Source organism: Bacteroides sp. CAG:189, from assembly GCF_000432295.1.
Lineage (GTDB): Bacteria > Bacteroidota > Bacteroidia > Bacteroidales > Bacteroidaceae > Bacteroides > Bacteroides salyersiae.
The window spans coordinates 1-559 of the sequence record NZ_HF991036.1; the positions used below are offsets into that span (position 1 = coordinate 1).

Genomic DNA, 559 nt, shown 5'->3' on the forward strand with positions numbered 1-559 from the left:
TGCCATAATGATTAAAATTTAAGTCCACCGTTACGAGCAGCATCAGCTACTTCTTTTACTCTCCCATGATACAAGTAACCATTACGGTCGAAAACAACGGTAGTAATACCTGCTTCCTGAGCCTTTTTAGCAATCATTTCCCCAACCTTAACAGCTTGCTCTTTTTTGGGTAACTTCTCAGTCATACCAAGAGATGAAGCAGCTGCCAAAGTCTTACCTGACAAATCGTCGATAATCTGGACATAGATTTGCTTGTTACTTCTAAATACACTCATACGCGGACATGCAGCAGTACCTGACACTTTATTGCGTACTCTATATTTGATCTTAATTCGTCTTTCTATTTTTGTTGTCATGATGATATAAATTTATTTAATCTACTTAGCGCCGGCTGATTTACCAGACTTTCTGCGAATCTCTTCGCCAACAAACTTAATACCTTTTCCCTTATATGGTTCAGGCTTACGGAAAGAACGTATTTTAGAGCAAACTTGACCTAGCAACTGTTTATCGCAAGACTCTAAGATAATAAGAGGATTCTTATTTCTTTCAGATTTTG

General features: G+C 37.7%; 2 protein-coding genes. Both read right to left on the reverse strand.

Annotation, left to right across the window (positions count from 1 at the left end):
* Positions 1-11 precede the first annotated feature (11 nt).
* Positions 12-356, reverse strand: a complete 345-nt coding sequence (rplR, locus tag QVP90_RS05830; RefSeq protein ID WP_007480104.1) for a 50S ribosomal protein L18 — start codon at positions 354-356, stop codon at positions 12-14.
* 21 nt (positions 357-377) lie between these two features.
* A partial coding sequence (gene rplF / locus QVP90_RS05835; RefSeq protein WP_288203972.1) for a 50S ribosomal protein L6 occupies positions 378-559 on the reverse strand: 182 nt, incomplete at its 5' end.

Excerpts from the sequence above, each read along its gene's own strand:
- rplR (WP_007480104.1), bottom strand. The coding sequence starts at position 356 with ATGACAACAAAAATAGAAAGACGAATTAAGATCAAATATAGAGTACGC.